At 62.4% G+C, this 25,697-nt stretch carries 30 protein-coding genes; 23 read left to right on the forward strand and 7 right to left on the reverse strand.

What is annotated here, in order from left to right:
* Nucleotides 1-29: 29 nt before the first annotated feature.
* The 18 genes from ACSMXN_RS19375 (at nucleotide 30) to ACSMXN_RS19460 (ending at nucleotide 14,876) form a co-directional block, all read left to right on the forward strand.
* Entirely contained in the window at nucleotides 30-632 is a 603-nt protein-coding gene (locus tag ACSMXN_RS19375) for a FliH/SctL family protein (protein ID WP_155958424.1), read from the forward strand.
* On the forward strand, nucleotides 629-1,948 hold the full coding sequence (locus tag ACSMXN_RS19380) for a FliI/YscN family ATPase (protein ID WP_022913966.1): 1,320 nt from the start codon (nucleotides 629-631) through the stop codon (nucleotides 1,946-1,948). Before ACSMXN_RS19375 ends, ACSMXN_RS19380 begins: the two co-directional genes overlap by 4 nt.
* On the forward strand, nucleotides 1,945-2,382 hold the full coding sequence (locus ACSMXN_RS19385; RefSeq protein ID WP_155958425.1) for a hypothetical protein: 438 nt from the start codon (nucleotides 1,945-1,947) through the stop codon (nucleotides 2,380-2,382). The genes ACSMXN_RS19380 and ACSMXN_RS19385 overlap by 4 nt, the downstream gene beginning before the upstream one ends.
* On the forward strand, nucleotides 2,379-3,443 hold the full coding sequence (locus ACSMXN_RS19390; RefSeq protein ID WP_022913968.1) for a transglycosylase SLT domain-containing protein: 1,065 nt from the start codon (nucleotides 2,379-2,381) through the stop codon (nucleotides 3,441-3,443). The genes ACSMXN_RS19385 and ACSMXN_RS19390 overlap by 4 nt, the downstream gene beginning before the upstream one ends.
* Nucleotides 3,443-5,065 (forward strand): flagellar hook-length control protein FliK, encoded by a 1,623-nt coding sequence (locus ACSMXN_RS19395; protein WP_022913969.1) that lies wholly within the window; start codon nucleotides 3,443-3,445, stop codon nucleotides 5,063-5,065. The genes ACSMXN_RS19390 and ACSMXN_RS19395 overlap by 1 nt, the downstream gene beginning before the upstream one ends.
* A 13-nt stretch (nucleotides 5,066-5,078) precedes the next feature.
* Nucleotides 5,079-5,519, forward strand: coding sequence for a flagellar hook capping FlgD N-terminal domain-containing protein (locus ACSMXN_RS19400; RefSeq protein ID WP_022913970.1), 441 nt, complete (start codon nucleotides 5,079-5,081; stop codon nucleotides 5,517-5,519).
* 95 nt (nucleotides 5,520-5,614) lie between these two features.
* Complete coding sequence (locus ACSMXN_RS19405; protein ID WP_022913971.1) at nucleotides 5,615-6,418, forward strand: flagellar hook-basal body complex protein; 804 nt, start codon at nucleotides 5,615-5,617, stop codon at nucleotides 6,416-6,418.
* A gap of 216 nt (nucleotides 6,419-6,634) precedes the next feature.
* Entirely contained in the window at nucleotides 6,635-7,006 is a 372-nt protein-coding gene (locus tag ACSMXN_RS19410; RefSeq protein ID WP_022913972.1) for a flagellar FlbD family protein, read from the forward strand.
* Nucleotides 7,006-7,785 carry a motility protein A gene (locus ACSMXN_RS19415; protein ID WP_022913973.1) on the forward strand — a complete coding sequence of 260 codons (780 nt, stop codon included), beginning with the start codon at nucleotides 7,006-7,008 and terminating at the stop codon, nucleotides 7,783-7,785. Before ACSMXN_RS19410 ends, ACSMXN_RS19415 begins: the two co-directional genes overlap by 1 nt.
* A complete protein-coding gene (locus tag ACSMXN_RS19420; RefSeq protein WP_022913974.1) occupies nucleotides 7,786-8,673 on the forward strand; it encodes a flagellar motor protein MotB in 888 nt (295 codons plus the stop codon).
* Nucleotides 8,674-8,736: 63 nt separating this feature from the next.
* Nucleotides 8,737-9,255 (forward strand): flagellar basal body-associated FliL family protein, encoded by a 519-nt coding sequence (locus ACSMXN_RS19425; protein WP_022913975.1) that lies wholly within the window; start codon nucleotides 8,737-8,739, stop codon nucleotides 9,253-9,255.
* Nucleotides 9,256-9,325: 70 nt separating this feature from the next.
* Nucleotides 9,326-10,267 (forward strand): flagellar motor switch protein FliM, encoded by a 942-nt coding sequence (locus ACSMXN_RS19430; RefSeq protein ID WP_051148921.1) that lies wholly within the window; start codon nucleotides 9,326-9,328, stop codon nucleotides 10,265-10,267.
* Nucleotides 10,264-11,082 carry a flagellar motor switch protein FliN gene (gene fliN, locus ACSMXN_RS19435; RefSeq protein ID WP_027139607.1) on the forward strand — a complete coding sequence of 273 codons (819 nt, stop codon included), beginning with the start codon at nucleotides 10,264-10,266 and terminating at the stop codon, nucleotides 11,080-11,082. Before ACSMXN_RS19430 ends, fliN begins: the two co-directional genes overlap by 4 nt.
* On the forward strand, nucleotides 11,079-11,663 hold the full coding sequence (locus tag ACSMXN_RS19440) for a flagellar biosynthetic protein FliO (protein ID WP_022913977.1): 585 nt from the start codon (nucleotides 11,079-11,081) through the stop codon (nucleotides 11,661-11,663). Before fliN ends, ACSMXN_RS19440 begins: the two co-directional genes overlap by 4 nt.
* Before the next feature lie 128 nt (nucleotides 11,664-11,791).
* Nucleotides 11,792-12,619: a flagellar type III secretion system pore protein FliP gene (fliP, locus tag ACSMXN_RS19445; RefSeq protein ID WP_051148931.1), complete on the forward strand. Its 828-nt coding sequence runs from the start codon at nucleotides 11,792-11,794 to the stop codon at nucleotides 12,617-12,619.
* A 100-nt stretch (nucleotides 12,620-12,719) separates the two neighbouring features.
* Nucleotides 12,720-12,992 (forward strand): flagellar biosynthetic protein FliQ, encoded by a 273-nt coding sequence (locus ACSMXN_RS19450; RefSeq protein ID WP_022913979.1) that lies wholly within the window; start codon nucleotides 12,720-12,722, stop codon nucleotides 12,990-12,992.
* A gap of 94 nt (nucleotides 12,993-13,086) precedes the next feature.
* On the forward strand, nucleotides 13,087-13,785 hold the full coding sequence (locus tag ACSMXN_RS19455) for a flagellar biosynthetic protein FliR (RefSeq protein ID WP_455407621.1): 699 nt from the start codon (nucleotides 13,087-13,089) through the stop codon (nucleotides 13,783-13,785).
* Nucleotides 13,785-14,876 (forward strand): EscU/YscU/HrcU family type III secretion system export apparatus switch protein, encoded by a 1,092-nt coding sequence (locus ACSMXN_RS19460; RefSeq protein ID WP_022913981.1) that lies wholly within the window; start codon nucleotides 13,785-13,787, stop codon nucleotides 14,874-14,876. The genes ACSMXN_RS19455 and ACSMXN_RS19460 overlap by 1 nt, the downstream gene beginning before the upstream one ends.
* A 42-nt stretch (nucleotides 14,877-14,918) precedes the next feature.
* Here the strand turns inward: ACSMXN_RS19460 and ACSMXN_RS19465 are convergent, their stop codons facing one another.
* Nucleotides 14,919-15,125, reverse strand: coding sequence for a DUF7455 domain-containing protein (locus tag ACSMXN_RS19465; RefSeq protein WP_022913982.1), 207 nt, complete (start codon nucleotides 15,123-15,125; stop codon nucleotides 14,919-14,921).
* 192 nt (nucleotides 15,126-15,317) lie between these two features.
* Here ACSMXN_RS19465 and flhA point away from each other — a divergent pair, with 192 nt between their 5' ends.
* From flhA to ACSMXN_RS19480, 3 genes are read left to right on the forward strand one after another with little or no spacing between them, the layout of a single operon-like run.
* Nucleotides 15,318-17,414 (forward strand): flagellar biosynthesis protein FlhA, encoded by a 2,097-nt coding sequence (gene flhA / locus ACSMXN_RS19470; RefSeq protein ID WP_196811323.1) that lies wholly within the window; start codon nucleotides 15,318-15,320, stop codon nucleotides 17,412-17,414.
* A gap of 10 nt (nucleotides 17,415-17,424) precedes the next feature.
* Nucleotides 17,425-18,924, forward strand: a complete 1,500-nt coding sequence (locus tag ACSMXN_RS19475) for a hypothetical protein (RefSeq protein WP_196811324.1) — start codon at nucleotides 17,425-17,427, stop codon at nucleotides 18,922-18,924.
* A 32-nt stretch (nucleotides 18,925-18,956) separates the two neighbouring features.
* Complete coding sequence (locus tag ACSMXN_RS19480) at nucleotides 18,957-19,202, forward strand: hypothetical protein (RefSeq protein WP_022913985.1); 246 nt, start codon at nucleotides 18,957-18,959, stop codon at nucleotides 19,200-19,202.
* A 339-nt stretch (nucleotides 19,203-19,541) separates the two neighbouring features.
* Here ACSMXN_RS19480 and ACSMXN_RS19485 read toward each other — a convergent pair whose 3' ends face one another.
* Nucleotides 19,542-20,252: a hypothetical protein gene (locus ACSMXN_RS19485; RefSeq protein WP_022913986.1), complete on the reverse strand. Its 711-nt coding sequence runs from the start codon at nucleotides 20,250-20,252 to the stop codon at nucleotides 19,542-19,544.
* A gap of 170 nt (nucleotides 20,253-20,422) precedes the next feature.
* Nucleotides 20,423-20,629: a helix-turn-helix domain-containing protein gene (locus ACSMXN_RS19490; RefSeq protein WP_081649179.1), complete on the reverse strand. Its 207-nt coding sequence runs from the start codon at nucleotides 20,627-20,629 to the stop codon at nucleotides 20,423-20,425.
* 346 nt (nucleotides 20,630-20,975) lie between these two features.
* Between ACSMXN_RS19490 and ACSMXN_RS19495 the strand changes: the two genes are divergently transcribed.
* Nucleotides 20,976-21,398 (forward strand): hypothetical protein, encoded by a 423-nt coding sequence (locus ACSMXN_RS19495; RefSeq protein ID WP_155958426.1) that lies wholly within the window; start codon nucleotides 20,976-20,978, stop codon nucleotides 21,396-21,398.
* A 38-nt stretch (nucleotides 21,399-21,436) separates the two neighbouring features.
* A complete protein-coding gene (locus ACSMXN_RS19500) occupies nucleotides 21,437-21,952 on the forward strand; it encodes a hypothetical protein (protein WP_022913989.1) in 516 nt (171 codons plus the stop codon).
* 44 nt (nucleotides 21,953-21,996) lie between these two features.
* Here ACSMXN_RS19500 and map read toward each other — a convergent pair whose 3' ends face one another.
* The 4 genes from map to rplO all read right to left on the reverse strand — a co-directional run bounded on the left by map (nucleotide 21,997) and on the right by rplO (nucleotide 25,694).
* Nucleotides 21,997-22,830 (reverse strand): type I methionyl aminopeptidase, encoded by an 834-nt coding sequence (map, locus tag ACSMXN_RS19505; protein WP_022913990.1) that lies wholly within the window; start codon nucleotides 22,828-22,830, stop codon nucleotides 21,997-21,999.
* 24 nt (nucleotides 22,831-22,854) lie between these two features.
* Nucleotides 22,855-23,514 (reverse strand): adenylate kinase, encoded by a 660-nt coding sequence (locus ACSMXN_RS19510; RefSeq protein WP_022913991.1) that lies wholly within the window; start codon nucleotides 23,512-23,514, stop codon nucleotides 22,855-22,857.
* 76 nt (nucleotides 23,515-23,590) lie between these two features.
* Nucleotides 23,591-24,904: a preprotein translocase subunit SecY gene (gene secY, locus ACSMXN_RS19515; protein WP_022913992.1), complete on the reverse strand. Its 1,314-nt coding sequence runs from the start codon at nucleotides 24,902-24,904 to the stop codon at nucleotides 23,591-23,593.
* A gap of 337 nt (nucleotides 24,905-25,241) precedes the next feature.
* Nucleotides 25,242-25,694 (reverse strand): 50S ribosomal protein L15, encoded by a 453-nt coding sequence (rplO, locus tag ACSMXN_RS19520; RefSeq protein ID WP_022913993.1) that lies wholly within the window; start codon nucleotides 25,692-25,694, stop codon nucleotides 25,242-25,244.
* Nucleotides 25,695-25,697 lie beyond the last annotated feature (3 nt).

Below are 25,697 nucleotides of genomic sequence, written 5' to 3' on the forward strand. Positions count from 1 at the left end.
TCGCACTGGATTTGGCTGACTTTCAGCTCATGGCTGATAGCACCATTCCGTCGGAGTTCGTCGAGCGTTCCCGTACTTCCGCCTCCGCCGTTGGCTATGCCCAAGGCTGGGCTCAGGGCGTGCGCGACGCGCGCGATGCAATGTCGGCTGAGAACGCAGATGCGGTCGAGGCCAACATCCGCCATCGAGAGGCCGCCGACGCCGCTCTACGTGCCTCGCTTGCGGGACTCGCCGCAGCCGCCACCCAGCTGCACGCCTCGATCGATCGTGCGGGAGAACTAGCGGAAAATACGATCCTGAAGGCTGCCGTCGATATCGCAGAGGCGCTGCTGGGCAAGGAACTCGGCGACGTCGACAAGGCCTCACGGGCGGCACTGGCCCGCTGTCTGAAGCTGGCACCACCCGATACTTCCGTCAGCGTCCGCATCGCGCCGGGTACGTATGAGAACCTCTCCGGTTACGGTTTCGAATCATTGCTTGCGTCAATACCCGAGGCACGGGGATTGGATATCACCTTCGAGCCCGACGCAGCGCTTGGTACCGGCGACGCGATCGTCCGTGCTGGTGCAACGACGATCGATGGTCGGCTGTCCGAAGGACTTCGCCTTATTCGCGAACGGCTCGCCTCATGATCCCAACTTCCCCGCTGACCGAGCTGCCGCAGTTGCTCGCACTCGCGCAACCGCGTCGATACGGCCAGGTGTCCAAGGTGGTCGGGCTCTCGGTGACCGTCGTCGGTGTGAGCTGCCGGATCGGCGACCTGTTACGGCTCGGCGAGTCGACCTTGGCTGAGGTCGTCGCGGTCGACGGTGCGGTCGCGACGTGCTTGCCGCTGGGCGAGCTCGGCGGCATCGGCAACGGCGTCCGAGCCACCAATACCGGTGGGCCACTACAGATCGCCGTCGGCGAGAGCCTGCGGGGTCGAGTGCTGAACGGTCTGGGCCAGCCACTGGACGGGACCTCCCTTCCGGCCGGGCTGGACCTTGTCACTGTCGAACAGTCGCCGCCGCCGGCGATGCTCCGGCAACGAGTCGACCGACCGCTCTCGGTCGGCGTGCGGGCCATCGACACCCTCATACCGGTCGGACGCGGTCAGCGTCTGGGCATCTTCGCCGGTTCCGGTGTCGGAAAGTCGAGCCTGATGTCGATGATCACCCGCGGCACCACCGCACAAGTCACTGTTGTCGCTCTGATCGGCGAGCGCGGCCGCGAGGTGCGCGAGTTTCTCGAGAACGACCTTGGCTCCCTCGGACTGCAGAACGCGATCGTGGTCGTCGCTACCTCCGATCAGCCACCGATGGTCCGGCTGCGAGCCGCGTTTGTGGCAACGAGGATCGCCGAGTGGTTTCGCGACACCGGGCAGGACGTGCTGCTACTCATGGATTCAGTGACCCGCTTGGCAACAGCTCAGCGCGAGATCGGCCTCTCCGCAGGTGAGCCGCCGGCTTCTCGCGGCTACCCGCCCTCGGTATTTGCCATGATGCCGCGGTTGCTCGAGCGAGCTGGTGGTGGTGAAACCGGCACTATCACTGGTCTTTACACCGTGCTTGTCGAGGGTGAAGATCACAACGAGCCGATTGCTGATACTGCTCGGTCGATCCTTGACGGTCACATCGTGCTCGACCGCAGGCTCGCCACCGCCGGCCACTTTCCGAGCATCGAGGTTCTCGAGTCGGTGTCGAGAGTCACGACGGCAATCACCAGCCGGGACCAACAACAACTCGCACGTGAGGCTCGTCAACTACTGGCTGCTCGCCGGGACGTAAAAGAGCTCGTTGAGATCGGTGCCTACGTGACAGGGACGAACCCCCGCGCGGACCGAGCCCTGGCGTTGTGGCCCGCGCTGGAGCGATTCCTTCAACAAGACATGGACGAGCGCTCCAGTGCAGAGGGAGCGTGGCAAGACCTTGCCGCCGCTCTGGCATCAGTTCCGGCGGTGACCGGATGAGTACGAAACGATGGTTGCCGACAATGCTCAGAGCCAGACAAGCCGCAGAGGACAACGCGGCAATGCAGGTTGCCCAGGCTCGTCGTGAACTGTCCGAAGCAGAACGGGCCAGCGACGAACAGCGCGCCCGGTTGGACGCTCTCTCGCTACCGGAGCACGGGAGTATCCACACCTTTCTGCACGGTATTGCCAAAGGAAGTGCCGCCGCCGCCACACATGCTGCGGCCCAGCACCGGGTCGGTTTCGCCAAGGGTCGGCTCGACACCAGCATGGGACAGCTCAACCTCGCCGCACAACAACGCAAGTCGGTACAGAAGCTCAGTGAACGAATCGCTGCGGAGGCTCACGCCACCGAACTCATCTCCGCGCAGCGGATCCTCGACGACGTCACGACCAGCCGGTTCACGCGCGCAGCTGAGGCAGGCCGATCATGACGGCTTCTGTTGACGGTGTGAGCTCGATACTCGCACGCATATCTCAACTGCAGGCGCAGTTTCCGCAGCTTGCACCGCCGGTCCTAAAGCCGACGGCAACGAACACGGCAACGAACGCGGCAACGAACGCGGCAACGAGCTTTGCAGCCGCGCTGAACAGTGCCTCGGCTGTGAGCAGCCCAGCCAGCAGTGGCGGCCTGACCGGCTCGCAAGTGGTGGCCTCTGCGGAGAAGTACCTTGGCGTACCGTACGTCTTCGGCGGCACGACCTCAGCCGGCATCGACTGTTCCGGTCTCGTCCAGCGGGCGTACGGGGATCTCGGCGTGCAGCTGCCCCGCCTCAGTTGGGACCAGGCCAAGACCGGGACGGCAGTGCCGGATCTGGCCCATGCGCAGCCTGGCGACATCCTGGGCTTCGGCAACCCGGCAGAACACGTTGCGATCTACCTCGGCGACAACATGATGATCGCCGCACCGCAACCCGGTGAAAACGTCAAGATCCAGAGCGTGTACGAAACACCCGCTAGCATTCGGCGCATCGTCGCGCCCGATACAGCAAATGTCGCATCAACCGGGCTGAACGCGATCGGTGGCCTCAGTGCGCTGACGGACTCCCTCGGTCTCGGCTCAGGCAGCACGACGGGTTTCGCGACGCCCGGGGCGTCGGCGACTCAGACAGCCGGTAGCCTCGCTCAGTACGCAAACTTGTTCACCCAGAGCGAGGCGGCATATCAGCTTCCCAGCGGTTTGCTCGCGGCCGTCGCCCAAACGGAATCTGGTGGTAATGCCAGCGCTGTCAGCCCTGCCGGCGCCCAAGGTCTGATGCAGCTCATGCCGGGCACCGCTGCCGGTCTTGGAGTCAATCCGTGGGATCCGACTCAGGCCGTTCACGGCGCTGCCGAGCTGCTCGGCTCCTATCTCAAGAAGTACGGTTCGGTTCCCCTGGCACTGGCGGCCTACAACGCAGGGCCCGGAGCTGTCGACCAGTACGGTGGCGTTCCACCTTTCGCTGAAACGCAGAACTACGTTGCCAAGATCACCGGCCTGATGGGGATGGCGTGATGGGGACACTGGCAATGAACACCTCGATCGCCGGGACCTTCGCATTTGGATCACCGGGCACAGCAGCAGCGACTTCTGGCTGCTCAGGCACCAGCGGCTCGACTGACGGGTCTTCTTCCGACGACGGGTCCACCGTCGAATCGAGTTCGACCTTTGCAACGACGCTAGCCGACATCTCTCAGCGCGATGAGGGTCGTGCTGACAGCGGTTCTGATCCGGCTACCGCTGATTCAGCACCTGGGATGGTCGCCGCTCACGACGGCCCGGGAGCGCCGGCGACTGGCGTTACACATAGGCCGCTACGTTCGGGCGCGCAGGACGATTCGGCGGGGGCAGAATCACAAGCAGCATCGACCGCCGCGACGGCGTTGACGGCACAGCAGATCAATGCCGTGGCAATCGTGCCGCTGACACCAACGGTCCAGCTGGACGAGCTGACGCGATCAGGCCTATCAATAACGGGCGATTCGTCGACGGGCAATTCAGCAACGGGTGGCGGCGCCGCGCTCTCGCGCGACCCAGGCAACGCCACTTCTCGTGTCGCGGCGACGGTCGCGGTGAGTGCATCTGGTCTCAGCGAAGCGGCACCCGCCGCACTCGTATCAAACGAAACGGCCGCGCTAGGGCTTCCGGCTGGCGGCCTCGCGGCTGACGGGCTTGCGGCTGACGGGCTCAATGTTCACCCGTCCCAGTCGGGCGCGTCGCAATCGCTCGGCTCCGCCCCCGGTACTGAACAGCCCGGGGCCAACCCTGCCGGTCTGGCTGGAATCCAGGCGGGCGATGCAGCTCGCATCGCCGCGCCTAGCGAGGGCTCCGCAGCTACGACGATGGTTGGCCCTGATGATTCCCTGCTGCACCCAGCCGAAACGGGGGCTCCGACAACCGGCATAGCCGGCACACCTCGGTCCGCAGCGCGACGTACGGCCTCCAATCCGGTTTCTGCTTCGGGAACAGACACCGACCAGGCCAGCGGAACCTTCAACTCATCCGCAACAGCCTCGAACGTGACGGCTATCGGGACCGCCGCCCATATCGGCAACGCGGCAGCGATCACAGCGCTGACCACTCACGCGGGCGCTCAGAATAGTCAGACCGAAAAGGCGAGCTTCGCAGTAGACCCAGCCGTAACCACCCAATATCAGAACCCGCGCAGCCCCTATCCAACAGGCACATCGGCCCTGCCCATGACCCAGCAACTGAGCGCGCCTGTGCTCGAGATGCGCGCCCGAGGTGACGGCGTACATCGCTTGTTGTTGGACCTGCATCCTGCTGATCTGGGTCAAGTTACCGTCGAACTCCGTCTGCATGGCGGCGACATGAGCATTTCGATCGCCGGTGGCAACGACGCGGCGAGAGAAGCCATCCGTTCGGCACTCCCGGAACTGCGGGGCGATCTGGCAGCAGTTGGGCTCGCTGGAGCCGGTATTTCTCTCGACTCCGGTACCGCGGATGCTTTCGCGGGCCAAGGCGGCCAGCCTGGCACCTTCCCGCCCGGCCGCGGTTCTGGGGCTGGCCAGCACCAAGAGTCAGCCAACGTGCTGACCGATCCCCGCCGATCGGGCCTGTCCGGCTCGATCGGGCCGTCCGACTCGTCAATGACCGGAATCGACCGATGGCTATGAATGGAGCATTACGATGACCACCCCGATTACCTCGGGCCTGCCCGCGACTCCGACGCCAGTCCTTCCGTCGGCGGACACCGCCGCCAGCTCGACTGACAATACCCAGCTGGACTCGAAGGAATTCCTCCAGCTCCTGGTGGCTCAGTTGCAGTACCAGGATCCCAGCAAGCCGGTCGATACCTCGGAGTTCATGAACGAGACGGCGACGCTGACTCAGGTACAGACAATGGAGGCAAACGCCAAGGCGACCCAGGACATGCTCAACACGCAGCAGGCGCAAACCGCCAGCGGCATGGTTGGCCGGACGGTGACGTACCTCGATTCGGCCGGACACCCGGTGACTGGCGAGGTCACGTCGGCGACGATCTCCAACGTCCCGCCTAGCCTGCGAATCGGCACCACCGATGTCGCATTGACCCAGATACAGCAGGTCTTCGCCACGAGCGCCCCGTAGCCACACGCTTCCGGCGGGCCCATGCCCCGAAGTCGTCAACCCGACACCCCACGACCGCCCAACCACACGACCATCATTCCCCCGAAGGAGAAATCATGTTGCGCTCACTGTTCACCGGCATCTCGGGCCTGCGTGCCCACCAGCAAATGCTCGACATCGCCTCGAACAACATTGCCAACGTCAACACGACCGGCTTCAAGAGCTCGTCATCGGTATTCGAGTCGACCTTGAGCCAAACCATTGCCGGAGCTGGTGCTCCCAACGCCACCCAAGGTGGCACGAACCCGCTGCAGGTCGGACTCGGAGTCTCGCTCGGCGCGACGGAATCCAACTTCACCCAGGGCTCGAACCAGTACACTGGCCGCACCTCAGATCTGCTCATCAACGGCGACGGATTCTTCCAGGTCAAGAACGACGGCCAGCTGAACTACACCCGGGCAGGATCATTCCAGCTCGACAAGACCGGTCACCTGACCGCGCCTGATGGTTCGATCCTGCAAAGCGCGGCCGGCGGTGACCTTGACCTATCGGCATTGAACAGCGGGACCTATGTCTCCTGGAACATCAGCTCGGACGGTGTGGTGAACGGCGTAGACGCGACAGGCACCACCACTGCCCTAGGCACAATCGCGGTAGCGACCTTCGTCAACCCGGGCGGTCTGGCCGCAGCCGGCGACACCCAGTACCAAGAGACCGCGAACTCGGGCCTGGCACAGGTCGGAGCGCCCAACAGTGGTGGCCGGGGCAGCCTGACGCCGGGTTATCTCGAGATGTCAAACGTCGACCTCGCCGGCGAGCTTACGAACCTCATCATCAGCGAGCGGGGTTTCCAGGCCAACTCACGAGTCATCACCACCTCTGACGAGGTTCTTCAGACCCTCGTCAACATGAAGAACTAGTCTCACGAGGTTTCCAAACGCGCCCGGCCGGCTCGGCATCCACCTGCGAGCCGGCGGCAGGTGCGCTTGGCGCTCGCGTCACAATCACCACAGTTTCCAAGCAGTACGCAGCAAGCACATAAGTCGCTTGCGGCCTCAGCTCACCGGCGGATTTGCCGATGAGTACAGCAAGGAGGACCCACGGATGGGTCCTAACCTAAACCTTGGACGGATCCGTTGATAATCCTGCGTCGGCTGAGCGGGCCGCAATTCGCTCTCAATCCTGACCTCATCGAGCGCGCCGAGGCCACGCCGGACACCGTGGTAACCATGGTCAACGGAAACAAGTACCTGGTATGTGAGTCGCTGGTCGAGCTCACCGATGCCATTCGCGACCACCGGGCCAGGATCATTGCGATGGCCGAAGACATGGTCGTGGAAAGCGATTCAGACCGGGTCCGCACCAGCGGAACTCAGGGCAGCCCGCACGGCAGCACGCACGGAATCGCACACGGGCTTGCCAGCGCGACGCAACGTCTGCATGAGGTCTCCAGCCGCGATTCCAACAGCGACAACGCTGTTGTGCCGATCCGCACCAAGGAAGCCTGATGGACCCCGCGCTGATCATCGGCGTCGTCCTCGCGCTCGTTGCGATCGTCGGCTCGGTGACGATGGAGGGCGGCAACATTGCCTCGATCTTCCTGCCCGCTCCAATGGTGCTGGTTTTTCTGGGCACCATCGGAGCTGCTATCGCCGGCGGGCTCCTGCGTGATGCGAAAACGCTGCCCAAACAGCTGATCCGCGCGTTCACGGCGAAGGCCACCAACCCCGACACCTCGGTGGAGATCTTGATCGGCCTAGCCGGGCGAGCCCGCCGCGAGGGGCTGCTTGCCCTCGAGGACGAGGTCAATCAAATCGAAGACGATTTTCTCCGGCGTGGACTTCAGCTTGCAATCGACGGTACCGACGCCGAGGAAGTCGCGCTGATCCTCACTGCCGAAGTCGATACCAAACGTGCCTCGGACCGAGCCGCGGCAAAGTTGTTCGCCGACATGGGTGGCTATTCACCGACGATCGGCATCATCGGCACCGTACTCGGCCTCGTCAAGGTCCTCGGGCACCTCTCCGCACCGTCAAAACTCGGTGCCGAGATTGCCAGCGCGTTCGTGGCCACGCTATGGGGCGTCATGAGCGCCAACGTCTTCTTCCTGCCGGTCGGAAACCGCCTCAAGCGGCTCAGCGAGGCTGAGTGCGATCAGATGGAGGTCGTGATCGAGGGGATTCTTTCGATTCAAGCTGGATCGAACCCGCGCCTGGTCGAGCAGAAACTGCACAGCTTGCTCCCACGCGCAACGATCAAGCCGCAAGACGAGAAGGACGTGGCGTAGATGAGTTCCGCCGCCAGAGCCCGCGCCGGTCGTCGCCGGGGACATGAAGAAGAACACGAGAACAGCGAAAGGTGGATGGTCACCTACGCGGACATGCTCACGTTGCTGCTTGTGCTCTTCATCGTCCTGTACGCGATCTCGCAAGTTAACACCTCGAAGTTTGCCGAACTCAAAAGCGGCTTGGCCACGGCGTTCAAGAACGGACAACCCTCGGTCCTGACCGCCGGCAGTGGCATCGTCGGCGGCGAATCGGTCTCGTCCCAGCAGCAAATAGTCGGACCGAACAACATCACGATCCCGCAGACCTCTCAACAGCAGGCCCAGCAGAGCAGCACCGTTCCGGCGGACACCACTGCCGCGCAGCGGGAAGTCGACGAGTTCGCCAGGATCAAAGCTGCGATCCAGACATCGCTGCACGCCCACGGCCTCGATGGCAGCGCGCTGTTCAGCGTCGATGAACGAGGTTTGGTCGTCACGATAGTCACCGACGAGTTGGTTTTCGCAGGCAACAGCGCAGCTTTGGAGAACCAAGGCAAGACGATCATGGGTGCCGTTGCCGTACCGCTGCGCACCATCGACAACCAGTTGCAGGTGGACGGTCACACGAACCAACAGAACGTGAGCACCGATCCGTACCCGAGCGGTTGGGAGCTCTCTTCGGCTCGAGCCTCGTCAGTCGTACGGTTCCTGATCCAGAACGAATCGATCTCAGCATCCCGGCTCAGCGCGGTCGGCTATTCCGACCAACGACCGCTGATACCACCGAGTGATCCGCGATCGATTACCCGCAACCGCCGAGTGGACATCGTGGTGCTGAGCAAGCTACCGGCGGGTTCGACAGCGCAGCTCGCCACTCTCGGCAAGGCTTTGACCGATACGCCCAACTGATCTGACTGACCGGCACCTCCGCCCCAACCCGATCCACGACCGCCACTCACCGAAGGAGCAGACATGACCCTCACCGATGGTCGCCCCGCACGTATTGCAAATTCGGTCACGCGTGCCGAAGCCAAGAAAGGCAAATCCGGCAAGTCCGTCAGGGGCAGCGACGGCGGCGATGGCGCAGGCGACAACAAGTCAAAGAAGAAGAAGATCATCATCGTCGTCGTACTTCTGTTGCTGGTCGGCGCAGCGGCGAAATTCACAGTGCTCGCACCGGCTAAGACCGGGGCGGCTGCGAAACCGGCTCCGGGGCCGGTCATAGCGATGGATGAACTCACCCTCAACCTGGCCGGCAGTCATTTTCTCCGCCTGAAGCTCTCGCTCCAAACCACCAAAGGAACGAGCGAGGAACTCGAAGTAACTGAAGGAATCCAGGCCGTCATCGACGAGTACAGCAACCGAACCGAAGCCTCGTTGACCGGCGACGCAGCTCGCGACAAGGCGAAGAAGGAGCTACTCACGAAACTACAAAAAATCTATCCGAAGAAGATCCTGGACGTCTTCTACACGGAGTTCGTCATGCAGTAGCCACCTGCCAGACCCAAGATCGACAACTCACACGGCTCAGGTCCGTCCGTTCGCCGCCGAACAGTGACATGTGACTTCGAGCGGCTCTCCCCATGCCAACCAAGGTTCGGCGCTGCTTCGGCGGTCCTCCCCTGGCGTTGCAAACGCTTACGATTTCCGTCGACCGACAAAACTGTCGCGCGACCATACTCGAGCTCTCCAGATGAGCTATGAGACCTTCGCCCGCAGGCTGAGCACTCAGCTCACCACAGGCTTGCGCCAGGTCTGCCAGGTCAATCTGGTCGCGATCGAGCAGCAAACCTATGAAGAGTACGTAGCAGGGTTGTCCCAGACCACGATCCTCTCTGTGCTCGATATCGATCCCCTCCCCGGCATCGGCATCCTCGAGTTCTCGGTGCCGACGGCCCTGGCCTGTGTGGACTATCTGCTCGGTGGCCCCGGTGGTGAGCAGCCCACGCGGCCCTTGACTGATCTTGAGACGCCTTTGTTGCGCGGCCTCATCGAGCAGATGCTCGGGGTGTTGCGCTACGCGTTGGAACCAACCGGTATCGCACCCGCTCTCGGGGCGGTCGAATACAGCCCTCAGTTCTTGCAGGCTGCCAGTGCAAGTGAAGCCTTCGTCGTCGGGTCCTTCGAGATGCAGGTCGGTAACCAGGTATGTCTTGCCACCGTCTGCCTACCGCTGGGCTCGATCATGCCGCGGCTGCAAACCAAAAGCGATCGCAAGCCGACGACCGCCGCTGAACAACTGGCTGCCAAGGAATCCGCGTCCAAAATGCGCGAAGCCCTCAGCGGCGCACCGATACAGGTCACGGTCCAATTCCGCTCCCTCAAGCTGACCCCGAACGAACTCGTTAATCTCGAGCCCGGCGATGTCGTGCCGCTCAATCACCGTGTAACCGCACCACTGGCGGTAGAGGCCGGCGGAATCACATTCGCGCATGCCTTGCCGGGCCGCTCAGGCAGCAGGCTCGCGGGCCTCATCGTCGCATCACCTAAGGAGAAATCGTGACGAACATCGCTACTATCACCGTCGCGGCCGAACTGGCCGCCACGGCTGCGATGGCCAATGTTCCCATCGCCGACGCGCTGCTGCTGGGCTCGCCGATCGAGTACGCCACTCCTCTGGCCTTCTCCGGCGTGGCCGTCTCGGCACGCTTCACCGGCGACTACAGCGGTGAAGTGCTGGTGGCCGTTGAACAATCGATTGCCGACGCATTGCAGAATTCCCCGCTCGGCGCTCTCGACATCACCGCCGCGCTGGCGCCCGCTCTCAACGCCGCGGCCGCGACCGTGGGCAACGTCGTCATCGGTCCCGGCCAGGCGCTGACGCTCGGCCCGGCCCTGGATGCGTTGCTCAGCAAAGAACGTTCAGCGGTCGTCCCGCTCACTAACAACGGGCAGATCCGCGCACTCGTCGGGCTCATGGTCACGGTTGATGAGGTTTCGGCCATTGACGTCAACAGTGGAGCAGCCGCGCCGATGACGCCGGCATACCCGACCCGCTCCGAACTCGACGCTCAGGCGTCCGGATCGGTGCGCGCCTTCTCCCCGACCCCGGTGGCCCGACACGGGCTGGAGATGTTACGTGACGTGGCCATGGAGGTCACCGCTCAGATCGGCAGTACTCGCATGACGGTCAGTGAGTTACTGAGTCTGTCGGATGGAGCGGTAATCGAATTGGACCGTGCTGCCGGCGCGCCGGCAGATCTGCTCGTGAACGGTCATCTGATCGCCCGGGGCGAAGTCGTCGTCGTCGATGAGAACTTCGGCCTGCGCATTACCGAGATCGTGTCAACAGAGGCGACCTCTCCAGGCCCGCTGTGAACGGTGTCGAACTGGTCGGCCGGATGTTTCTGGCCCTCGGGATTGTGCTCGGCCTCATGTGGGCGCTGGCGAAATTCGCCCGCCGACCACTGACTGGCAAGAACGATCGAGTCATCGATGTGCTGGCCCGTAAGCAGCTCAATCGCAACGCTTCTGTTGCGGTGCTCAAAGTGATGGATCGAGCATTGATTGTCGGCATCACTGATCAAGGGGTGCGTCTTCTGACTGAAACCGACCTAACCGGCGTCGAGGAAGCCCTGGTCGCCGAGCGACCGAAGCCAATCAAACGACTGAATTTCAGGTCAGCGCCGGAGATCGCCGCGAACCAGATCTCAGAGCATCATGTCCTGCTTCCAGCCTTGACATCATCGACCTCGGCATTGCCGGAGATGCAGGCGCTGCAGACAAACGTTGCTCCAGCTACTCCAGCTGCTCCAGCTGCTCCAGCTGCTCCAGCTGCGGAATCGGCGGGCACCGGCGGCGACGTGGCCGCCCGCCATGCCTTGGACGGCTCAATCCTCTCTCCCAAGACCTGGTCTCAGCTGGTTAACGCTGCCCGCGACGTGACGGTGCGCCGATGAGTGCACCAGCCATTGGTCACGCGGCGACGCCTCAAACACATTCGACGCCTGCTCCGCGCACGCTCTGCGCACTTCGACTCTTCGCGATCACGGTGCTTGGCTGCCTTGCCGCAATCGTCGTCAGCGCGATGCTGGCACCGCATGCCGAAGCGGCAGCATCGGAATCGGCGCTGACGTCCTTACCTGCATCGACCTCGATGTCTGACCGGCTCGTCCCACTCTTGGCGCCTGTAGCCGGGCCGTCCGCACCCGTTGCGCCGGCGAGTCCCGCAGCGCCAGCAGGGGACGTGGCAAACTCAGGCACCGTTTCGGTCAACGTCGACCCAAAGCCCAGCAACTCCGTGACCGTGCTGCTGTTGCTCACGGTGCTGTCAGTAGCGCCGTCGATCATCCTGCTGATGACCAGCTTCACCAAGATCTTCATGGTGCTGTCGCTCACTCGAAACGCGTTGGGCCTCACCGGCGTTCCACCGAATCAGGTTCTCGCGGGTCTGTCACTGTTTCTGAGTCTCTTCATCATGGCACCCACCGTAAAGGCCGTTAACGCGGCGGGAATTCAGCCTTACCTGAAGGGAACGAAGTCGCAGGCTGTGGCCTATCACGATGGCATTGCCCCGCTACGACAGTTCATGCTGCAACACACCCGTACTGAGGAAATTGCGTTGATGCTGCGCGCTGGGCATCTGCCTAATCCGCCAACACCGGACAAGCTCGACCTCACAACAATCATCCCGGCCTTCGTGCTGTCGGAGTTGCGATCAGCGATGATCATCGGCTTCGTGATCTACATACCCTTTCTGATCATCGACATGGTGGTCTCGTCGTCACTCATGTCGCTCGGCATGATGATGTTGCCGCCGGTGTCCGTCTCGCTGCCCTTCAAGCTCCTGCTGTTCGTGCTGGTTGACGGCTGGGGACTGATCATCACCGCTCTCGTCCACAGTTATCAGACCTAGCTGCCTCACCCGACACGTTGGTCTTCGCCGCCCAGGCACTCATCCCGACAACTTGGTCTTCGCCGCCCAGGCACTCATCCCGACACAGGAGCATCGCACAATGACCGACACCGCAATCGTTCACTTGGGAATGCGTGCCATGATGATCGCCTTCGAGCTGGCCGCACCAATTCTACTGACCGCCCTGATCATCGGATTCGCCGTCTCGCTGTTCCAATCGGCGACACAGATTCAGGAGGTCACCTTGGCCTTCGTTCCCAAGGCAATCGGCGTCGGAGTGGCGTTGCTGCTGAGCGGTAGCTGGATGATGCACTCGATGATCACCTTCACCCAACAGCTCTTTGCCGAGCTGCCGAGCCTGCTCAACAGCTGACTCCACCAAGCCGAAGCCACGATCGAGCGATGAACATCCAGCTGAGCTCAGCGACGCTTGTCGCGTTGCTGCTTTGCACGACTCGAATCACAGCGTGGTTGATGGTCGCTCCCCCCTTCGCTACCGGCGGAATCCTCGTACGTTGCGGGGAATGCTCGCCGTGGTGCTTTCACTCTCGGTCCTTGCGACGGCGACACCACATGCGCCGGCCGCAGAGTTGGGACCGCTGGTAACGAGCGCGGTACTGCAGATCGTAATCGGTGGCGCTCTCGGCTTTCTCACTCGCCTGCTTTTCAGTGCCGTCGAATCTGCCGGATCGCTGATCGATCTGTTCGGTGGCTTTTCTCTCGCCTTCGCCTATGACCCGTTGTCTGCGACGAACACCTCCATCTTCGGCAAGTTCTACGGCATGCTCGCCACGACGCTGATGTTTGCCAGTAGCGCGCATCTGGTGGTTCTACAAGGTTTTCTGCGAACCTTTACCACCATGCCGCTCGATGGCAACGTTGACATGTCTCACATCGGATCCGCAGCGGCTCACGGCATGACCAGCATGTTCATCGCCGCGCTTCAGATCGCAGCGCCGCTCATCGCCGTGCTTTTCATCGCCGACCTCGCACTCGGCGTTCTGAGCCGCATCTCACCTCAGCTGAATGTTTTCCAGATGAGCTTTCCGCTGAAAATCATGCTTACTCTCGGACTCGTTGGCCTCAGCTTTTCGCTCATGCCGCAGGTGATAACCCAGATCGCCAACGATGCGAGTCGCCTCGTCATGACTGTCGGCGGTACCTGATGGCGAGCAAACCTGCGGGTGAACGTACCGAAAAGGCGACTCCGCGCAAGCTCAAGAAGGCTCGTCGGGACGGTCAGATCGGGCATTCGGCCGAACTCGGCTCGTGGGTATCGATTTTGGCCGCGAGCTACCTATTGCCGATGGTCGTCCGATCACTGATGTCCAACGCCCAGACAACCATGATCCAAGTCACCGGAATCATCAACGATCCGCAGGTGTCCACCGCCATGGGTGTGGCGCGTACGGCGGTATTGCACGGCGCCCTTGCGGTTGCACCATTGGCCGCGCTCGTCATTTTCTCATCCGTAGCGTCCTCCGGGCTGCAGGGCGGCTTCCACATCGCACCGAAACTGCTGATGCCGAAGTTCTCTCGGCTCAATCCCTTTCACGGTCTCAAAAGGATGTTCGGGACCCAGGGTCTGTGGTCGCTGACCAAGGCTCTCGGAAAGATGGCAGTGCTGTCGGCCGTGACCTATCTAGCCGTGCGCAATCTTGTTCCCACGTTGATGGGGGCGGGCGCTCTGCCTCTCAACGCGGTGCTGCAGTCGACGACCGGCGCGGCCCTCAATGTCATCCGATGGGGCGCGGCGGCCGGAATCCTGCTTGCATTTGCTGACGTGGCTGTCGTGCGGCGCCGCAACAACAAACAGCTGAAGATGACCAAAGAAGAGCTGAAGCAGGAGATGAAGCAAAGCGATGGCGACCCGCACCTCAAAGGCGCAATCCGCGCTCGGGCTCTGGCCATCAGCCGTGGACGCATGATGGCCGACGTACCCAGCGCGGATGTGGTGGTCGTCAACCCGACGCACGTTTCCGTCGCTTTGAAATACGATGCGGAGCGCGGGGCTCCCCGGGTGGTCGCTAAAGGTGCCGATCATGTCGCGGCCAGGATCCGCGAACTTGCCGAAGAACACCGGGTGCCGATGGTCGAAGACGTCCCGCTGGCTCGAACCCTCTTTGCGACCTGCGAGATCGGGCACGAGATTCCAGCTGAGCTGTATCAGGGTGTCGCCACGATTCTGGCATTCGTGATGCGCCTGAAGCGTCGTGGATCGGTGGCCGGCGTGCACAAGATGACGGCGCGGGTGTGAGCTGGTCAGCTTCGCCGGGGCGGAGCATATTCGAATTCGAGCTTAGGGGACTTCGGCCGTGCGCAGGTCACTGACTATGCGCGCGCCCAGGCCATTGAGCGCATCCTCGTAGGCTACGAAGTGGTGGGCACACCACAGTAGGGCGCCCCCACCCAGCATTACGGTCTCGACGACGGCCCGGGCAGAACAGCGGTCGCAACGATCGAGCGCAGTCAATTCGTGGGAGCGTCGATCTACTTCGGTGACCATGTCAGCTCCCTCGGCTCATCTGCGGTTGCGGTTCCTTACTCTTCTTTTCGGCCGCGACGAAGGATTACCTGAGGAATTTCGGTGATCACTTTCCGGTAGAACGCTCAGGTCACGCCCAAGAGTGCCGAACAGAACTATTGCCAGGAAGGCGACCAGCGCAGCCACGGAATCGGCCGCATCTCAGATCCCGATGTGTCCATATCCGAAGTGTCCGCCGTCGTCCTCTCCGTTGAAGGTGTCGTGAATCCGAAGAAGTTGAGCCAGTTCGCGGTGCCCGTGGGCGTCGTGGCCATCATTCTGATGATGGTTGTTCCCGTCCCCGCTTCGATTCTCGATTTTCTGATTGCGCTGAACATCACCACTGCCCTGCTGATCGTCCTGGTCAGCATGTACGTACCCCGACCGCTGGACTTCTCGTCGTTCCCGTCGCTCTTGCTGGTGTGCACGCTCTTCCGTCTGGCCCTGAACATCTCGGCGACCCGGAACGTGCTTAGCCATGGCTACGCCGGCAAGGTAATCGATGCATTCGGCCATATCGTGATCAGCGGCTCGTTGATCATCGGGCTAGTTATCTTCGCCATCCTCCTTGTCATCCAGTTCGTCGTGATCACCAATGGCGCGGGCCGAGTCGCAGAGGTCGGAGCCCGCTTCACCCTCGACGCGATGCCTGGCAAGCAAATGGCCATCGATGCCGACCTCAACTCCGGCCAGATCGACGACAAAGAGGCTCGCCGACGCCGTGCAGATGTCACAGCCGAGGCAGACTTCTACGGGTCCATGGACGGGGCTTCGAAGTTCGTCAAGGGCGACGCGATTGCGGCGATCATCATCACCATCGTGAACCTCATCGGTGGTATCGCCATTGGCATTTTGCAGAACCACCTGTCGGTTACCGAGGCCATCAGCAAGTACAGCCTGCTCTCTGTCGGAGACGGGCTGGTGTCACAGATCCCGGCGTTGCTGCTGTCGGTTGCAACCGGTTTGATCGTGACCAGGGCTTCTGATTCCGACGACATGGGTACTGTCGTCGCGGCCCAGCTGGGTAGCCAGAAGCGCGCCCTGCAAATCGCCGGCGGCGCCGCGCTGAGCCTGTGCCTAGTACCGGGCCTGCCCAAGCTGCCGTTCCTCCTCGTCGGTGCTGGGCTTCTCATAATCGCCCAACGGGTCAAGGCGAAAGAGATCGGCGACGCCGCAGCGGCGGCAACCGCGATGCCTGCCCCGACCCAGACTCCGGACAGCCCCGAAGCGATCATGAACGATCTGGCAGTGGACCCGCTCGAACTCGCCCTCGCGGCCGACATGGTCTCACTCGTCGACGGGCCGGGCGCGGACCTGCTTGACAGGGTACGGGCGCTGAGACGGAAACTAGCCCTCGAGCTGGGTGTGGTGATGCCGCCGGTACGTACCCGCGACAACCTCGATTTACCCGCCTCTACCTATGCAATCCTCGTCAACGGCGTTGAAGTCGCACGCGGCCAGGCACCCACCGCGACGGTGCTAGCAATCGGCGACGGCCTCGAGAACCTCCCCGGCGTCGAAGGCCGCGAACCCGTATTTGGCCTGCGTGGCAAATGGATTGGCCTCGAACTACGAGCCCAGGCCGAGTTGCTCGGCGCAACGGTGGTGGACAGGTCCTCGGTGATCATCACGCACCTTTCCGAGACCGTGCGCACCCACGCCGGCCGCCTGCTGGGTCGAGAAGAAGTTTCCGCGCTCACCAAGTCCTTGAAACAAAGCCATCCCGTGGTCGTGGAAGATCTAACCCCCGCGCTACTGACGCTGGGCGAGGTCCAGCGAGTGCTGCATGCCTTGCTCGAGGAGAACGTCTCGATCCGTGACCTGGTCAGGGTGTTCGAGGCGCTTTCAGTTGCCGCCAAGGCCAGTACGGACCCAGACCGGTTGGTCGAGGCTGCACGTCTGGCCTTGGCACCCTCGATCACGGCTGCCTACCTACAGGACGGCAAACTACAAGTGCTCACGCTCGAGCCACGCCTGCAGCAGAGCCTGCTCGAGTCGGCCCGACCAATGGATAGTGGTGTCCAGCTTCTGCCTGGTCCTGAGCTCGTAGAAGCCCTGATCACCTCGGTCGCGCTGCAGCATCAGCGCGCGGTGGACAAGGGTATCCGCCCGGTTCTCGTCTGCGCACCGCAGATTCGGCTGCCGTTGCGCCGCCTGATCGCGGCGTCGGCAATCGATCTTCCAGTTATGTCCTATAACGAAATTTCCAGCAATGCAGCAATCGTCGATACTGTGGGGGTGATCAGTGATGGCCGCGCCGTTACTGTCTGAAGGAACTGATTTGAACGCGATGATCGCGGCTCTGCACGCCGAACATGGTGACGCAGCCACGATCGTCTATCAAGATAGTGTTCGACGCGGTGGCGTCGGTGGATTCTTCGCACGCGAGGTGCACCGAATCGCCTACACCGTGTCTGCGTCGCAGTCGTCCTCAGCTGCCGCCGGGGGCTTCGTTGAGGGCCCGGTTGGAGGATCGGCAGAGGCAGTCGCGAGTGGTTCCGCACTTGCGGGCGGTCAGCACGGTGAAGCCATTTGGTCACCCGAGGACACCGCCGATCTCGGGCCGCTCGGCCAGCTGTTGGCCGCGGCTGATGCCAAAGAAGCATCCGAACGCGACGACTTCGCCCAGGTACTCAACGCAGCGCTTGAAGATGATGCGAGTACCGCGGATTCGGCCACGCCGATAGCGCCGATGCACTCGGCTCAGGTGCTACGGCCAGCACACTCCGCAGTCGCTGACCGGCCCGCACACGCAGCCCCCGCACATTCAGCAGATGCACCGAAGGTTCGTCGCGCGGGCGAATCCTTGCGTACCGGCTCGCCGGCCGAGCCGATCAGGTCCCGGCGTGCGGCTTCCGTTCGGACCGAGGTACGGGCGCGCCACCGCGCCGAGGAGCCATCCGAAGAGGCCGCTGCTCCCGTGGTGGACCCCACAAATCTTCATAGCGTCGCAGGTCTGTACACCGCAGCCTCGGCGCCGAGCCAGGCGCCGACGTCCAATGCGGCACCGCTTCGACAGGCCGAAAAGGTCAGGCCACTCGCGAGCGTCACCACGATGCCGACCTCACCGGCTCGGAGCCGTCTTGACGTCTTGATGCAACTGCGCGAAGTAGGTGTTCCAGTCAGCATCAATCCCAAGATCGAGGCCCACACGATATTTCAAGCGATGGACGAGGTCTTGTCGCAACTGCCGCCCACTCCCGATCTCCCATCGGAGCCGGGCCAGATAATCGCGCTCGTTGGAGAACTCACCCCGGCGCTTCGAGCGGCGCACACTGTCGCAGCAGCGCTCCGGCTCCCCCGATCCGACGTATGGATCGCGGGAATCAACGGACACCCAGCCGAGGATCTTGCCAGCCTGGATCGGGCAGACTCCAGCTTCACAAAGACTATTACTGGACCGGCTGAAGCTCGGTTGCTGCGATCCGATCTCCGCACCACCCTGGTCCCGTCGATAGTTGTCATCGCTACAGATGCCGTGGAGGGGGATCCGGCCGACGTTTGGGCAGCAGAGGTCCTGGAGTCGCTTCAGCCTGACGCAGCTTGGCTTCTCGTCGATGCGAGTCGGAAAACTGCCGACGAACACGAACGACTGGCTCGCTTCGACGGCATCACCGCGCTGGCCGTGCATTCGGCCAGACTGAGCAGTAGTCCGGCTACGGTCTGGGACTTAGGGCTGCCCATTGCCCTTCTCGATGGTCGGCCGGCGACAACGTTCGCCTGGTCGAGTCTGCTATTCAGCGCGCTGCCAAACACCTCGCGTCACCAGGCGACGGCCTGATTCCGCTTTCCGAAATGTTATTGGGAGTCACCATGTTTCGAATTCCGGTCCTGGTGCTGGCCACCGTACTGAGTTCAACAGCCCTGTGGTCTGCGTTCGTGAGCGGAACCATGTCCATCGAGACTGCGCTCGTGCGGTTCCTGATCGCGATGCCGGTCGCGGCGCTCATGGTCGTGGCCTTCCGCAGGTTGATGGCATCGGACCAGACGTCGCCTCTCTCGCAACGCGCGCACGCGGCTCAAGTCGCGGAACCGCATGAGACTTCACAAATGAGCTAACCCGCACCGGCCAAGGTTTGGCCGGTACGGGTCAGCCTCCCTACCGCGATTGTTTGTCGCTGTTAGATCAACGACGATTGGTGCGCCGTGCTAGCCATCGATCGCGCCATAGCCATAAGGGGATTCCTACGGCGATACCCGCCGTCACTCCCAGTCCTTGCGACCATCCCTCGAAGATGGCGAACGCTACAACGCACGCGATGGCCACCCCGAGTGCCGCGACAGCCATTCGAACTCTTAGTCGGGACATGCCCCAGGAGTCATGCGAACGGCGCGCCCACACGCCGACACCTGCCAGCGAATTCCCGATTATGAAGAAGTCGAAGGCGTCGCCCCAATTCACCTGCAGTACCCGCCGCCCTCTTTGCCGCCGTAGACACCGAATTGCGTGATCGACGTTCCGCCGTACCACTTCGCCTTGACGCACTTACCCGCCAACATAGCGATGTTGGCCAATGCCGAGAACGCGCCACCCACAGGGAAACCGAACGCGGCAGCGCCAGAACCGGCGACTGCGATGGACCGAGTCTCGGTCTTGTTGAAGTACACGGTGCCTGAAATCCAGCCCCAGGTGTAGTGCGGATCCGCCGTGATCGGGTAGGCCGCCCCAGCGGTGTCGATCTGTTGGGTCAGCGTCGCACCGTTCACGGTGAAGTGGGTTGGCAGCGCCTTACCATTGGCGTCCTTGGCCCAGGGCGGCAGAAATGCTCCGACCGGCCGACCCGCGGTAACGACCGCGACACTGCCATCGGGCTGGACTGACGCGGTGCTCTTGCCAGGCAGCGTAAGCGCAAAGTCGTACGACGAGGGAGCGTTCTTGTCGGCGAGCGTAATGATCGTCGCCGCATCACGACCGGTTGCGCTATTGGTCATCTTCACGTGCCGGCTTGGCATCGCTGGCGTGTGCCAGGACACCTGGCCGGCTGTGCCGCTGACGGCGGCCACTTGCTGACCCGGCGTGACGGCCCCCGCGGTAGCCGCATTGCTCGCCACCCCTGCGACCGTCAACCCAATCAGGGTTACAGCGGCACGCGTTCTGGTAAATCGCATAGATGAGCTCCTTCGTTAGGAACAGTGGTACCCGGCTTCGGATTTGAGGTCGGGCAGTAGCGGCGCGTCGCAGGTCTTGCGCCTAGCCGCGGGTGGGACGGATGGAGCGGACAGCCGCCACTTCCAGTTGTGTGTCGACGCCAGCCGAATCAGACGGCGGCAGACGTGTCTCAGTCCGGTGAGAACAGGAGACCCGGGGGACAGCCCAGAGCACGCTCAATCGCGACCGCGGTCTGCACCGAGCAGGTTGTCCGGCGGCCGACCATCAGATGGTTGACGGTCGAATGGCTGAGCCCGGACTGTCGGGCCACGGCGCGTTCGGACAGACCAAGTAGCCTGACGTACTCCACCAGCACTGTTCGGTTACGTACTCGCATCGCAATTCATCGATCTCGGCTCCCCCGTTGACGACTCAACGACAAAAACCTACCGAACTTGTCGGATGTCTGATGCGTTATCAGCCAGATTGTGGATAACTCCCGGAGTGTCTACAGACTGTCTGCGCGAGTCATTGCGAAGGTCCCGGAACTGGGCCCTGCGACATCGTTTCGGCTACTAATGTCTACGACATGTCTGCAACCGTGGCTGAATACCCGGAATACCCGGAATACCCGGAATACCCGGAGCACCGGAACCTTCGAGCGGTGGGCGGACGGTGACCGGCGTGCGGCTGAACGGCACCCTGCCGTCGACCCTGCGGTCGACCGTTCGCAGGAGGCGCCGATGAGTCGCCTCTCGGATGCGCTGGTGACTGCCAACACCGATGGTCTGAGCGCGAGATCCATAGCCAAGGCTGCCCAGGCGGAGGGCTTCACCCTTAACCACGACACTGCGGCGCGCTATCTGCGCGGCGATCACGGCCGTCCGGACGAGAGCACCCTCCTTGCGCTGTCCACAATCCTCGAAGTCCCGCTGCAGACTTTGCGCCAAGCAGCAGACCTGCCCGCAGAGGAGACCGAGCCGTACCAGCCACCAGCTGAGGCAAGTCGATTGACCCGAAGGCAGCGTCGAGCGGTGGATGAGATCATTCGGGCCATGCTCGACTCGGGGGGACAACGAGTCATCGAGCTGGACAGCCATCGCCCGACGGCCAAACCCCGGGCCGCTCGGCGCGGCAAAGTCGAGGACCCGGCTGGCGATCGCTGAAGCCAGAACTGTCGGCGCCATGAGTCATAGTCGTTGCCATGAGCGTCCGCCGGCCAATCATCCCGCTAGCCAAAGCCGCCCACGTCCTGCCGTATCGGCCTGCCCAACGTCGGTACGACCCCTGGCGTGACCTCCGTCAGAACTGGCCCGATGTTGACCTCATTGTCGAGCCGATGGAGGGCGATCTCCTGGGCGAAGTCCGAGACGGCGGCCGAACGATTGCGCTACGGGCCGGTACGAGCACCGGCCAGCGCCGGTGCACCCTCACGCACGAAATCGTGCATCTGGAACGGGGCCTATTCGAATGCGGCCCCTTCGAGCAACGCGAAGAGCAGCTCGTACACGCTGAAGTGGCCCACCGATTGATTCCGGTCGATGTCCTCGCCGAGGCCATCCGATTCCTGGGCGGCGATGGCGATAGCGGAGCCTTGGCCCTTCTGCTCGACGTCGACAGCGAGACGCTCGACCTGCGACGGCGCCTTCTGGACCGTCTAGATCGACGAGCCATGCGCAGAGTCTTGTCGGCACAGGTTGCGCTTTGGTCGGTCGCATGAGCTGCAACGACGTTCGCTCACGCGTGAGTGCTACCGCCGTGAGTTCAGTCCGCGATCGCGCTCAGCGACACTCCGCGCGCGCCCAGCTCCGCTCGTCCGCCGTCCTCTGCCGTCAGCACCCACAGCCCGTCGTCGAGAATCGCGATCGTGTGCTCCCAGTGCGCGGCCCATGAGCGGTCAGCGGTGACAACCGTCCAGTCGTCGTCGAGTTCTTTGGTCGCCGGTGAGCCCAGCGCGATCATGGGCTCGATCGCCAGGGCCATTCCCGCCACCAGATCAGGCCCACGGCCGGCCTTGCCGTAGTTCAGTATGTGCGGGTCCATATGCATTGAGGTGCCGATGCCGTGCCCGCCGTAGTTCTCGATGATCCCGTAGTCGCCGGACTTTCGAACCGATGTCTCTACCGCGTGTGATATGTCAGTGAGGCGACCGCCGGTGTGGGCAGCGGCGATGCCGTCCCACAGGGACTTTCGGCACGCCTCGTTCAAGGCCGCGTGTTCGCTCGACGCCTCGCCAACGATTACCGTCACCGCTGCATCGCCATGCCAGCCATCGACGATCGCACCGTAATCGATGGAAATCAGGTCGCCGTCTTCGAGTACGTCCGACTTTCGCGGAATGCCATGCACGATCGCTTCATTTCGCGAGGAGCAGATAACAGCTGGAAACGGTGGATAGGCGTATCCGAGAAAGGACGACGTGGCGCCATGCCGGGAAATGATCTCGCGTCCGACCTGGTCGAGGTCCCACGTGCTGACACCGGCTTTCGCCGCCGCCGTCATGGCGGCCAAGCCCTCCGCTACGACGAGCCCCGCCGTCCGCATCTTTCGTATCTGGTCAGGCGACTTCAGCTCGATCATGGACTGTCTTTTTCGCATATCAGTGCCGACCTGGGAGACGAATCAGAACTTGGCGGCTGCGGCGGTGAGTGCGGTGATCGCCCGCTCTGTGACGTCCTCGACCGGTCCTAACGCATCAACGACGATTAGCTGCCCGCGGCCGGAATAGAACTCGATGAGAGGCGATGTCTGCTCGGCATACACGTCCAGGCGATGCCGAACCGTCTCCGCTTTGTCGTCATCGCGCTGGAAGAGCTCACCACCGCATTTATCGCAGACGTCATTGGCCTTCGTGGCGTCGTACTCGATGTGCCAGATATGCCCACACTTACGGCAAACCCGGCGCCCCGAGAGGCGTTTGACGACCTCTTCGTTGTCCACCTCGAGCTCGAGCACAACATCGAGTGAGCTGCCGAGATCACCGAGCACCGAGTCGAGCTCGTAGGCCTGCGCTACGTTGCGCGGAAATCCGTCCAGCAGAAAACCAGCGGCGGCGTCCGGTTCGCCGAGGCGGTCACGCACCATCGCGATAGTTACCTTGTCCGGCACCAAGTCGCCCGCGTCCATATACTGCTTCGCGAGCTTGCCGAGCTCCGTACCGCCGGTCACATTCGCCCGAAAAATATCCCCTGTTGAAATCTTGGGGATCGCGAAGCGCTCGGCGATGAATTCAGCCTGGGTACCCTTGCCCGCCCCTGGCGGGCCCACGAGAACAAGGCGCACTAGACGACCACCGCTCTCGCTCGCCGTGCATTGCCAACGGTCAGCGCCCGCACTGAGAATTTCGCTTGCTCACTCATTAACGCAAGAACCCTTCGTAGTTGCGCTGCATGAGCTGGCTTTCAATTTGCTTGACCGTGTCAAGCGCGACACCAACCATGATCAGCACTGCGGTACCCCCGAAGGGGAAGTTCTGATTGTTGCCTCCGGTCATCGAAAAGAAGAAGTTCGGCAATACTGCAATGAAAGCGAGGTAGAGCGCTCCTGGCAACGTGATACGCGACAACACATACTGCAGGTACTCGGCCGTGGGCCGACCCGGACGAATTCCCGGAATGAAGCCACCGTACTTCTTCATGTCGTCGGCGCGCTCTTCTGGGTTGAACGTTATGCCGACGTAGAAGTACGTGAAGAAGATGATGAGCAGGGCGTACACCGTGATGTGCACCCAGTCCTGCTGATTGATCAGGTGATTGTTAACCCAAAGGACCAACGACGACGTCGAGTTGGAATTGAACTGCAAAATGAGCTGCGGGATATACAGCAGGGAAGAGGCGAAGATGACAGGGATTACACCTGCCATATTGACCTTCAACGGAAGATAGGTCGACGTCCCGCCGTACATGCGGCGCCCGATCATCCGCTTTGCATACTGCACAGGGATGCGGCGCTGAGCCTGTTCGACGAATACGACAGCGGCGATAATCGCCAGCCCCAGCAAAATGATGAGGACGAACACGAAGGCGCCTGAGTTCGTCAGGATGGTGTTGCCCTCGTTCGGAATGCGGGCCGCGATCGACGTGAACATGAGGATCGACATACCGTTGCCGACGCCACGGTCCGTCACCAGTTCGCCCAGCCACATCACGACGGCGGTGCCTGCGGTCATCGTGATGACCATCACGGCCAGCGCAAAGATGTCGTCGGGCTTGTACAGCGGATTGCAGTTCTGGACGCCCTGGAACAGCTGACCGTTTCGGGCGAGTGCCACGAAGCCAGAAGACTGCAGAATGGCCAGGCCGATCGTCAGGTACCGGCTGTACTGGGTCAGCTTCTGTTGTCCGGCTTGGCCCTCCTTCTTGAGAGCCTCGAACCGCGGAATCACCACCACCAACAGCTGCACGATGATGCTTGCTGTGATGTAGGGCATGATCCCGAGCGCGAACACCGAGAGCTTTAGCAGCGCGCCGCCGGAGAACAGGTTGATCAAGGCGTAGGTGGTCTGACTGCTGCCCGAACTCGCGGACGAAATGCAGGCCCGGATCGCTTGCGCGTTCGTGTTCGGTGTCGGCACGGCGGCGCCGAGCCGGTACAGCAAGATCATGGCCAGCGTGAAGAGCAGCTTCTTACGCAGGTCGGGCGTCCTGAATGCAGACGCAAATGCGGTAAGCACGATTCCTCCTGCGCGCGGGCTGTATTCAGGCCGTCCAAGCCGTCTGAGCCCAGCCGGTCTGGTCGACCCGAACTATCGTGAACAGATCTTTCGGACCAGGCGCCGGTGGCGCCCGGGGGGATACCTCTCGCGAGCCTAACAGTCCGATGGATACAGCCGGTTATGACTGCGTTCCGGATGAGCTTCGGCTGCCGTCCAACTGGTGTTCGTCATACACAATGGGCCGGACAGTCACCTGCCCGGCCCACCGAAATCATGGCCTTAATACTCCTACGTCCGCCCGAGGCGAACCTCAGTCGCAAAGTATTACAACGTCATGAACTGCACTACGTATGCCTTACAGGGCGGTGACGCTGCCCCCGGCGGCCGTGATCTTCTCAGCGGCACTCGTCGAGAAGGCGTTGGCGGTGATCTGCAGCTTCACGCCGCCGAGATCGCCCGTGCCGAGCACCTTCACCGGGTTACCCTTACGGACCGCGCCGGCGTCGACGAGGTCGTCTACGCCGATCGAGCCACCTTGCGGGAACAGTTCAGCCAGCTTGCCCAGGTTCACGACCTGGTACTCGACGCGGAACGGGTTCTTGAAGCCCTTGAGCTTGGGAAGCCGCATGTGCAGCGGCATCTGGCCACCCTCGAAGCCCGCAGGCACCTGGTAACGAGCGGACGTGCCTTTGGTGCCGCGCCCAGCCGTCTTGCCCTTCGAGCCTTCACCGCGACCGACGCGGGTCTTCGCTGTCTTTGCCCCTGGTGCGGGGCGAAGGTGATGAACCTTCAGTGGTCCTGCTGCCATGAC

The organism is Parajatrophihabitans canadensis (genome assembly GCF_053764775.1).

Bases quoted from the DNA above. Each gene is read 5' to 3' on its own strand.
- ACSMXN_RS19375 (WP_155958424.1), top strand. From the start codon at position 30: ATGGCTGATAGCACCATTCCGTCGGAGTTCGTCGAGCGTTCCCGTACT.
- ACSMXN_RS19380 (WP_022913966.1), top strand. From the start codon at position 629: ATGATCCCAACTTCCCCGCTGACCGAGCTGCCGCAGTTGCTCGCACTC.
- rplO (WP_022913993.1), bottom strand. From the start codon at position 25,694: ATGGCAGCAGGACCACTGAAGGTTCATCACCTTCGCCCCGCACCAGGG.
- ACSMXN_RS19480 (WP_022913985.1), top strand. From the start codon at position 18,957: ATGTTTCGAATTCCGGTCCTGGTGCTGGCCACCGTACTGAGTTCAACA.
- ACSMXN_RS19395 (WP_022913969.1), top strand. From the start codon at position 3,443: ATGGGGACACTGGCAATGAACACCTCGATCGCCGGGACCTTCGCATTT.
- ACSMXN_RS19460 (WP_022913981.1), top strand. From the start codon at position 13,785: ATGGCGAGCAAACCTGCGGGTGAACGTACCGAAAAGGCGACTCCGCGC.
- ACSMXN_RS19450 (WP_022913979.1), top strand. From the start codon at position 12,720: ATGACCGACACCGCAATCGTTCACTTGGGAATGCGTGCCATGATGATC.
- ACSMXN_RS19385 (WP_155958425.1), top strand. From the start codon at position 1,945: ATGAGTACGAAACGATGGTTGCCGACAATGCTCAGAGCCAGACAAGCC.
- ACSMXN_RS19400 (WP_022913970.1), top strand. From the start codon at position 5,079: ATGACCACCCCGATTACCTCGGGCCTGCCCGCGACTCCGACGCCAGTC.
- ACSMXN_RS19425 (WP_022913975.1), top strand. From the start codon at position 8,737: ATGACCCTCACCGATGGTCGCCCCGCACGTATTGCAAATTCGGTCACG.
- ACSMXN_RS19415 (WP_022913973.1), top strand. From the start codon at position 7,006: ATGGACCCCGCGCTGATCATCGGCGTCGTCCTCGCGCTCGTTGCGATC.
- ACSMXN_RS19485 (WP_022913986.1), bottom strand. From the start codon at position 20,252: ATGCGATTTACCAGAACGCGTGCCGCTGTAACCCTGATTGGGTTGACG.
- ACSMXN_RS19500 (WP_022913989.1), top strand. From the start codon at position 21,437: ATGAGCGTCCGCCGGCCAATCATCCCGCTAGCCAAAGCCGCCCACGTC.
- ACSMXN_RS19465 (WP_022913982.1), bottom strand. From the start codon at position 15,125: ATGGTCACCGAAGTAGATCGACGCTCCCACGAATTGACTGCGCTCGAT.
- ACSMXN_RS19490 (WP_081649179.1), bottom strand. From the start codon at position 20,629: ATGCGAGTACGTAACCGAACAGTGCTGGTGGAGTACGTCAGGCTACTT.
- ACSMXN_RS19420 (WP_022913974.1), top strand. From the start codon at position 7,786: ATGAGTTCCGCCGCCAGAGCCCGCGCCGGTCGTCGCCGGGGACATGAA.
- ACSMXN_RS19405 (WP_022913971.1), top strand. From the start codon at position 5,615: ATGTTGCGCTCACTGTTCACCGGCATCTCGGGCCTGCGTGCCCACCAG.
- ACSMXN_RS19390 (WP_022913968.1), top strand. From the start codon at position 2,379: ATGACGGCTTCTGTTGACGGTGTGAGCTCGATACTCGCACGCATATCT.
- fliP (WP_051148931.1), top strand. From the start codon at position 11,792: ATGCTGGCACCGCATGCCGAAGCGGCAGCATCGGAATCGGCGCTGACG.
- map (WP_022913990.1), bottom strand. From the start codon at position 22,830: ATGCGAAAAAGACAGTCCATGATCGAGCTGAAGTCGCCTGACCAGATA.
- ACSMXN_RS19495 (WP_155958426.1), top strand. From the start codon at position 20,976: ATGAGTCGCCTCTCGGATGCGCTGGTGACTGCCAACACCGATGGTCTG.